Source organism: Enterovirga sp. (assembly GCF_028290205.1).
GTDB lineage: Bacteria > Pseudomonadota > Alphaproteobacteria > Rhizobiales > Beijerinckiaceae > Enterovirga.
Window position 1 is genome coordinate 1 of sequence record NZ_JAQGKF010000031.1, and the last position, 8,261, is coordinate 8,261.

7 protein-coding genes are annotated in these 8,261 nt (G+C 69.6%); 4 read left to right on the forward strand and 3 right to left on the reverse strand.

What is annotated here, in order from left to right:
* Window positions 1-337, reverse strand: a 337-nt coding sequence (locus JWR86_RS02585; RefSeq protein ID WP_299560329.1) for a cupin domain-containing protein, incomplete at its 3' end; no start/stop codon positions are given.
* A gap of 154 nt (window positions 338-491) precedes the next feature.
* Between JWR86_RS02585 and JWR86_RS02590 the strand changes: the two genes are divergently transcribed.
* The 4 genes from JWR86_RS02590 to metH all read left to right on the forward strand — a co-directional run bounded on the left by JWR86_RS02590 (window position 492) and on the right by metH (window position 6,944).
* The gene (locus tag JWR86_RS02590) at window positions 492-1,103 is read left to right on the forward strand and encodes an HdeD family acid-resistance protein (protein ID WP_299560332.1); all 612 of its coding nucleotides are present in this window, start codon (window positions 492-494) and stop codon (window positions 1,101-1,103) included.
* A 53-nt stretch (window positions 1,104-1,156) separates the two neighbouring features.
* A complete protein-coding gene (locus JWR86_RS02595) occupies window positions 1,157-2,179 on the forward strand; it encodes a metalloregulator ArsR/SmtB family transcription factor (protein WP_299560335.1) in 1,023 nt (340 codons plus the stop codon).
* Complete coding sequence (gene metF / locus JWR86_RS02600) at window positions 2,179-3,108, forward strand: methylenetetrahydrofolate reductase [NAD(P)H] (RefSeq protein WP_299560338.1); 930 nt, start codon at window positions 2,179-2,181, stop codon at window positions 3,106-3,108. The genes JWR86_RS02595 and metF overlap by 1 nt, the downstream gene beginning before the upstream one ends.
* An 83-nt stretch (window positions 3,109-3,191) precedes the next feature.
* Entirely contained in the window at window positions 3,192-6,944 is a 3,753-nt protein-coding gene (gene metH, locus JWR86_RS02605) for a methionine synthase (RefSeq protein ID WP_299560341.1), read from the forward strand.
* Between the two features lie 33 nt (window positions 6,945-6,977).
* On the opposite strand, the gene JWR86_RS02610 is transcribed toward metH, so the two are convergent.
* A complete protein-coding gene (locus JWR86_RS02610) occupies window positions 6,978-7,292 on the reverse strand; it encodes a septal ring lytic transglycosylase RlpA family protein (protein WP_299560347.1) in 315 nt (104 codons plus the stop codon).
* Between the two features lie 784 nt (window positions 7,293-8,076).
* A partial coding sequence (locus JWR86_RS02615; RefSeq protein ID WP_299560344.1) for a thiamine phosphate synthase occupies window positions 8,077-8,261 on the reverse strand: 185 nt, incomplete at its 5' end.

The window sequence follows — 8,261 nt, forward strand, 5'->3', positions numbered from 1 at the left end:
CGGTCGGGGCCACCCAGAACAGGCATTTCGCCGGGGCGCCCGACTTGTTGAAAATGCCGTGCGGCGCGCCCCCCCGCAGCCGCACGGTGTCGCCCGCCTCGGCGCTGGTCTCGACGCCGTTCAGCCAGAAATAGAGCCGGCCTTCCAGGATGTACAGGTACTCGTCCTGTTCGGGGTGGGCGTGCGGCGGCACGAAGGTCCCGGGAGGGAAGGTCGCGTGCCAGGAGAAGGACGCGTCGGTGACGCTCTTGGCCACATAGGTCTGGCCGAGAATGTTCCAGGCCGTGCCCTCGATGGACTCGTTTGCCCGCGTGATGCCGGCCGTCTCCACTCTCATGTCGCGCTCCCCCGCCGGACCTTTCGGCCCGCCGCGGCATCAACCACGGCCCGCCCGGGCGGCGCAACGCCTCCGTGGGCGCAACATGCGCGTGGAACCCCCGCCCGGGCGGACGCGTCATCCTCAACCCGTGTGCGCGCCCAGGATCACGCCCATGAGCCCCGTTCCTCTCTCCGCCGAGCCGCCCGCTCGCCTCGACAAGAGCACCGTGCTCGCCCGCAACTGGTGGCTTGTGGCCCTCCGGGGGGCGCTGGCCATCCTGTTCGGGGCGCTGACCCTGTTCATGCCCGGCCCGAGCCTGGCCACGCTGGTGATCGTCTTTGCCGCCTATCTGTTCGTGGACGGTGTCTTCGGCATCGCGGCCGCGGTGCGGGCTGCTCAGGCCGGTCAGCGCTGGGGGCTGCTGGTGCTGGAGGGCGCGGTCAACATCCTGGCCGCGCTCGCGGCCCTCGCCATGCCGGGGCTGGCGATCCTCGTGGTCGTCTACCTGATCGCGATCTGGTCGGTGGTGTCCGGCGGGTTCATGACGGTCGCGGCGTTTCAGCTGAACCTCGATCACGGCCGCTGGCTGCTGGTCATCGCCGGCGTGGTCTCCATCGTGTTCGGGGTGCTGCTCGCCGTGTCTCCGGTGGCCGGCGCGGTGGTGCTCACGCTGTGGCTCGGCGCCTACGCCCTGGTCTTCGGCGCCATGCTGGTCGGCTGTGCCCTGCAGCTTCGCCGACACAAGGCGGCAGCCCTGCCCGAAGGGGCTGCCCGGCAGGGCTGAGCGCCCGCAGACGCCGCTTGCATCGGGGGCTGAAGAGACATAAACATATCTTTATGTCTCTTCACCGCCCCATCCTGCGTGGCACGCTGCCCCTCTCCGACATGGTCGGGGCCCTGCGGGCGGCGGCGGAGGATACGCGGCTGCGCATTCTGGCGCTGCTAGCCGAGGGCGAACTCTCCGTTTCCGATCTGACCGACATCCTGGGCCAGTCGCAGCCGCGCATCTCCCGCCACCTCAAGGTTTTGAGCGAGGCCGGCCTGGTTGAACGTCACCGGGAGGGCGCCTGGGCCTTTTTCCGCATCGCCGAAGAGGGATCGGCGCGTCTGCTGCAGCAGATTCTGTCCGCGCTGGACGATGGCGACGCCGCCCTCTCGGCCGACCGTGAGCGGCTCGCCGCCGTCCGGGGCGAACGCTCGCGCGCCGCGCAGAGCTTCTTCGCCCGGCTCGCGCCGCGCTGGGACGAGCTCAGGTCGCTCCAAGTCGCCGAGGAGGCGGTTGAGGAGGCCGTGCTGCGTCTGGTCGGACCGGACCGGCTCGGCGCCGTTCTGGATCTCGGCACCGGGACCGGCCGCATGCTGCAACTCCTGGCGCCGCTGGCCGAGCGCGCCACGGGGCTCGATGCCAGCCACGCCATGCTGTCGGTGGCCCGCGCAAACCTGGCCCGGGCGGGCCAGTCCCGGGTCGACCTGCGCCAGGGCGACATCTATGCACCCTCGCTCGGCCGGGGTGCCTTCGACCTCGTGATCGTGCACCAGGTGCTGCACTATCTGGACGATCCCGCGCGCGCCCTCGCCCAGGCGGCGCGGCTGCTGGCGCCGGGCGGGCGCCTCTTGGTGGTCGATTTCGCGCCGCACGGGCTCGAATTCCTGCGCGAGACGCAGGCGCATCGCCGCCTCGGCTTTGCGCCCGACCAGGTCTGCGGCTGGCTGGAAGAGGCCGGGCTCACGGCCGAACATGCCGGCGATCTCGCACCGCCCGAGGCCAGCGACGGCAAGCTCACGGTCTCGCTCTGGCTCGGGCGCGACCGGCAGCACGCCATTCAACCCCGAACCGACGCCACCCGGGAGGTTGCCTGATGTCCCCCGTCTCATTCCGGCCGAGCCGGCACTCGTCCCGACCGATCCGCGTCTCGTTCGAGTTCTTTCCGCCCAAGACCGAGCAGATGGAGACCGTGCTCTGGTCGTCCATCGAGCGGCTGGCGCCGCTGCGGCCGAATTTCGTGTCCGTCACCTATGGGGCGGGCGGGTCGACCCGCGAGCGCACCCACAACACGCTGACCCGTCTCCTGCGGGAGACGGATCTGAAGCCGGCCGCGCATCTGACCTGCGTGGCCGCCACGCGGGACGAGATCGACGACGTCGTGCGGGGCTACCATGAGGCCGGCGTGCGCCACATCGTGGCGCTGCGGGGCGACCCTGTGACCGGCATCGGCACGCAGTACCAGGCGCATCCGGGCGGTTACGCGCAGACCTGCGATCTGGTGGCCGGCATCAAGAAGCTCGGCGATTTCGAGGTGTCGGTCTCGGCTTATCCCGAAAAGCACCCCGAAGCGGCCTCCATCGAGGCCGATCTCGACGCGCTCGCCACCAAGGTCGATGCCGGCGCAGACCGGGCCATCACGCAGTTCTTCTTCGACAACGACCTGTACCTCCGCTATCTCGACCGGGTGCGGGCGCGAGGCATCACGATCCCCATCGTGCCCGGCATCCTGCCCGTGCAGAACTTCAAGCTGGCGAAGAATTTCGCCGAGCGGGCCGGAGCCACGGTGCCCGAGTGGCTGGGCGCGCGCTTCGAGGGGCTCGACGAGGACGTCGACACCCGCAAGCTCGTGGCTGCCGCGGTGGCGGCCGAGCAGGTCCTCGACCTCGTCGACCGGGGCGTGTCGGAGTTCCATTTCTACACCATGAACCGGGCCGACCTCGTCTTCGCCATCTGCCACCTGCTCGGCCTCAGGCCCGAGAAGCCGGCAGGCGCGACGGCGGAACCGACCCTCGCGGCGGCCTAGCTTCGGCCGGACCCGCCCTGCCCCTCCACCAGGGGCTCGATTGCCGACAGGCCGCAGCAGCCGGCCAGCACACGAAGGCAGAGATGACCGTCCTTCAGCACCCCACGGAAGCCGCCTCGGCCCTTCGCACCGCCGCCCGTGACCGGATCCTGGTCATGGACGGGGCAATGGGCACAGAGATCCAGAACCTGAAGCTCTCGGAAGCCGACTTCCGGGGCGAGCGCTTCCGCGACCACGGCCATGATCAGAAGGGCAACAACGACCTTCTGATCCTGACGCAGCCGGACGCGGTGCGGGACATCCACCTCAGCTACTTCCTGGCCGGGGCGGACATCGTCGAAACCAACACCTTCTCGTCGACCCGCATCGCCCAGGCCGATTACGGGCTCGAAGGCGCGGTGCACGACCTCAATGTGGAGGGCGCCCGCCTGGCCCGCGCGGCCGCCGCGCTGGCCGAGGCCAAGGACGGCCGCCGCCGCTTCGTGGCGGGCGCGGTCGGCCCGACCAATCGCACGCTCTCGATCTCGCCCGACGTCAACAATCCGGGCTTCCGGGCCGTGACCTTCGACGAGGTGCGCGACAGCTATGCGGAGCAGATCCGCGGGCTGATCGAGGGCGGCGCCGACCTCATCCTGATCGAGACCATCTTCGACACGCTGAACGCCAAGGCCGCCATCCTGGCAGCGCGCCGGGTGTTCGCCGAGATCGGGCGGCGGCTGCCGATCATGATCTCGGGCACCATCACCGACCTGTCCGGCCGCACCCTGTCGGGCCAGACGCCGACGGCGTTCTGGCACTCGGTCCGGCATGCCGACCCGATCACCATCGGGCTGAACTGCGCGCTCGGCGCGCGCGAGATGCGGGCCCACGTGGCCGAACTCTCCCGCGTGGCGGACACGCTCGTCTGCGCCTATCCGAATGCCGGGCTGCCGAATGAATTCGGCCTCTACGACGAATCCCCGGCCGCGACCGCGGCGCTGATCGCCGAATTCGCCGATGCCGGGCTCGTCAACGTGGTCGGCGGATGCTGCGGCACCACGCCCGACCACATCCGGGCCATCGCAGAGGCGGTGGCCGGCAAGGCCCCGCGCGACATCCCGGTGCTCGAACCGGTGATGAAACTGGCCGGGCTCGAGCCGTTCATCCTGACGAAGGACATTCCCTTCGTGAACGTGGGCGAGCGCACCAACGTCACGGGATCGGCCAAGTTCAGGAAGCTGATCACCAACGGTGATTACGCGGCGGCGCTCGATGTGGCGCGCGACCAGGTGATCGCCGGCGCGCAGGTGATCGACGTCAACATGGACGAGGGCCTGCTCGATTCCGAGCGTGCCATGGTCGAGTTCCTGAACCTCGTCGCGGCCGAACCCGACATCGCCCGCGTGCCCGTGATGGTGGATTCGTCCAAGTTCCACGTCATCGAAGCCGGCCTGAAATGCGTTCAGGGCAAGCCGATCGTGAACTCGATCTCGATGAAGGAGGGGGTCGAGGCCTTCAAGCAGCAGGCCACGATCTGCCGCGACTACGGCGCGGCCGTGGTCGTCATGGCCTTCGACGAGCAGGGCCAGGCCGACACGCAGGCCCGCAAGGTCGAGATCTGCACCCGGGCCTACCGCATCCTGGTGGACGAGGTCGGCTTCCCGCCCGAGGACATCATCTTCGATCCCAACGTGTTCGCGGTGGCGACCGGGATCGAGGAGCACGACAATTACGGCGTCGATTTCATTGAGGCCGTGCGGGAGATCACCGCCACGCTGCCGCATGCGCACATCTCGGGCGGGGTCTCCAACCTGTCCTTCTCCTTCCGGGGCAATGAGCCGGTCCGGGAGGCGATGCACGCCGTGTTTCTGTACCATGCGATCCAGGCCGGCATGGACATGGGGATCGTCAACGCGGGCCAGCTTGCGGTCTACGAGGCCATTCCGGCCGATCTGCGCGAGATCTGCGAAGACGTCGTCCTGAACCGGCGCAAGGGCGAGACGCCCTCCCCGACGGAGCGGCTGCTCGAAGGCGCGGAGCGTTTCAAGACCGGCAGCACCGCCCAGGCGCGGACGCAGGATCTGGCCTGGCGCGAATGGCCGGTGGCGAAGCGGCTGGAACACGCGCTGGTCAACGGCATCACCGATTTCATCCCGGAGGACACCGAAGAGGCGCGCCTGTCGGTGGTTCGCCCCCTGCACGTCATCGAGGGGCCGCTGATGGCCGGCATGAACGTCGTCGGCGACCTGTTCGGCTCCGGCAAGATGTTCCTGCCGCAGGTGGTGAAATCCGCCCGCGTGATGAAGCAGGCCGTCGCTTATCTGATGCCCTTCATGGAGAAGGAAAAGGAGGAGACCGGCCAGGCCCAGGGACAGGCTGCCGGCAAGGTCCTGATGGCGACCGTCAAGGGAGACGTGCACGACATCGGCAAGAACATCGTCGGCGTCGTGCTCCAGTGCAACAACTACGAGGTGATCGACCTCGGCGTGATGGTTCCGGCCGCCAAGATCCTCGACATCGCCCGCGCCGAGAAGGTCGACATCATCGGCCTGTCGGGCCTGATCACGCCCTCGCTGGACGAGATGGCACACGTAGCGGCCGAAATGGAGCGTGAGGGCTTCGACATCCCGCTCCTGATCGGCGGCGCCACCACGAGCCGCGTTCACACGGCCGTGAAGATCCACCCGAACTACCGCAACGGCCAGGCGGTCTACGTCACGGACGCGAGCCGCGCCGTCGGGGTGGTGTCGGCGCTGCTCTCGGCCGACCAGAAGGTGACCTATATCGACGGCGTGCGGGCGGAGTACCGCAAGGTCGCCGACGCCCATGCCCGCTCGGAGGCGGACAAGAAGCGCCTGCCGCTCGCGGCGGCGCGGGCCAACGCCATGAAGATCGACTGGACGTCCTACGTTCCGACCCGTCCGACCTTCACCGGCACGCGCGTGTACCGCTCGTATGATGTCGCCGAACTCGTGCCCTATATCGACTGGACGCCCTTCTTCCAGACCTGGGACATGAAGGGCCGCTTCCCGGCCATCCTCACCGACGAGGCCCAGGGCGCGTCCGCCCGCTCGCTCTACGAGGACGCGCAGGAGATGCTGCAGAAGATCACGGCAGAGCGCTGGTTCAACCCCAAGGCCGTGATCGGCTTCTGGCCGGCCAACTCCGTCGGCGACGACATTCGCCTCTACACGGGCGACAGCCGCCAGGAGACGCTGGCCACCCTGCACGGCCTGCGCCAGCAGCTCTCCAAGCGCGACGGTCGGCCGAACCTCTGCCTGTCCGATTTCGTCGCCCCGGAGGGCAGCGGCGTCCCCGATTATGTCGGCAGCTTCGTGGTCACGGCCGGGATCGAGGAGGTGCGGATCGCCGAGCGGTTCGAACGCGCCAACGACGATTACCGCTCGATCCTGGTCAAGGCGCTCGCGGACCGAATCGCTGAGGCCTTCGCCGAACGCATGCACGAGCGTGTGCGGCGCGAGTTCTGGGGCTACGCGCCGGACGAGGCGATCGCGCCGGATGCGCTGATCGCCGAGGAATATCGCGGCATCCGGCCGGCGCCGGGCTATCCGGCCCAGCCGGACCACACCGAGAAGGCGACGCTGTTCGAGTTGCTCGGGGCCGAGCGCCGCATCGGCGTGAAGCTGACGGAGAGCTACGCCATGTGGCCGGGCTCCTCCGTGTCGGGCCTCTACCTGGCCCATCCGGACTCGTATTACTTCGGCGTCGCCAAGGTCGAGCGCGACCAGGCCGAGGATTACGCCGCCCGCAAGGGCATGACGGTCGAGGAGGCGGAGCGCTGGCTGTCGCCGATCCTCAATTACGACCCGGCCTGGATCAAGCGCGAGGCGGCGTAGGCGCCGTCCCGACGGGCGGCTGGGTGCCGGTCTCTATTCGGCGCTGACGATCTGCACGCGGGCCAGCCCGCCCATCCCGAGGGCTTCCGCGGAGGCCTTCGAGAGGTCGATGACGCGGCCGTGCTTGAACGGCCCGCGGTCGTTGATCCGGACCACGATGGCGCGGCCTGATTTCTGGTCCACCACCTTCACCTTGGTGCCGAACGGCAGGCTGCGATGCGCGGCCGTGAGGGCGTTCTGGTCGAAGCGCTCGCCGCTGGCCGTCTTGCGGCCGTGGAAACCCGGGCCGTACCAGGAGGCAAGGCCCTGCTGCAGGGCCCGCTCCGGCTTCCCCGGCCGCTGCGGCAGAGCGACCGCGCCCGCCCAGTCGGGCAGCGTCAGGGCCACCTCCGACCAGCCCGACGGCGCCTCCGGCGGCCTGACCTCGATCAGGCCGGGACGGGCCGGGCCGGTCATCAGCGTGGCCTCCCGGAAGGCCGGCCGCGGCGGCGGCAGCACGGACACATGCGACAGGGTGGTGTCGCGGGCGAGCGCCGCCTGCCGGATGCCGTCCGGCACGCGATCGCCGACCTTGCCGTCCGGCTCTCCCTCGAACCCGAATTGCAAGCCCATCAGGCCCGGCCGCAGTGTGAAGGAGGCGGCGGGAGCCGCAACCGGCGCGGCGAACAGGGCGGGGCCGTATTCGGCCGCGGCTTCGGGCCCGGCCGTCACGACGGGCGCCGGCTCGATGGCGGCCAGCGGGCCGGGCGCGTCCGGCAGCGGAATGTCGACGGCCGGCCGGGCGGCCGGAACACGGGACAGGGTGTCGGGCGCGCGCGCAACGGCCACCGCGGTCACTGTCGCGGAGGCCGCGAGCGCGAGGCTCACAGCCCCGCCAATCCAGGCTTTCGTCACCATCGTCCTATTCTGGACGGAGACGGCGAGAGATCAAGGGCGGGTGCCGGTGATCGCACCGGAGATGGCGGCCAGCTCGCGCCCGGATCTTGCGCTCGCCAATCTTGGGCGAGGCAAGTCGAACGCGCGGATTTAAGCGCTTGTTAAGTTGCCGGGCCCGCTTCGCGACGCGACCGTCAGCACAAACGCTGGCCGTTGCTGGTGTGGCCTGCCGGCCACGGTGGCGCGAGATTCCGCCTCAGGCCCTCGGCACGGGCGCGACCGCCAGCCAATCGGCCACCCGGTGCTCCGGATCCGCGGCCTGGGTGACGTCGCTCACCACAGCAATCGAATCCGCCCCCTGCCCGTAGACGCCCGGCGCCCGTTCCAGCGTGATGCCGCCGATGGCGACCAGCGGCACCGCGCCGATGCGGCGCTTCCACT

What these genes read in the sequence shown, in the direction of transcription:
- JWR86_RS02590 (WP_299560332.1), top strand. Translation starts at nt 492, where the DNA reads ATGAGCCCCGTTCCTCTCTCCGCCGAGCCGCCCGCTCGCCTCGACAAG.
- JWR86_RS02595 (WP_299560335.1), top strand. Translation starts at nt 1,157, where the DNA reads ATGTCTCTTCACCGCCCCATCCTGCGTGGCACGCTGCCCCTCTCCGAC.
- metF (WP_299560338.1), top strand. Translation starts at nt 2,179, where the DNA reads ATGTCCCCCGTCTCATTCCGGCCGAGCCGGCACTCGTCCCGACCGATC.
- metH (WP_299560341.1), top strand. Translation starts at nt 3,192, where the DNA reads ATGACCGTCCTTCAGCACCCCACGGAAGCCGCCTCGGCCCTTCGCACC.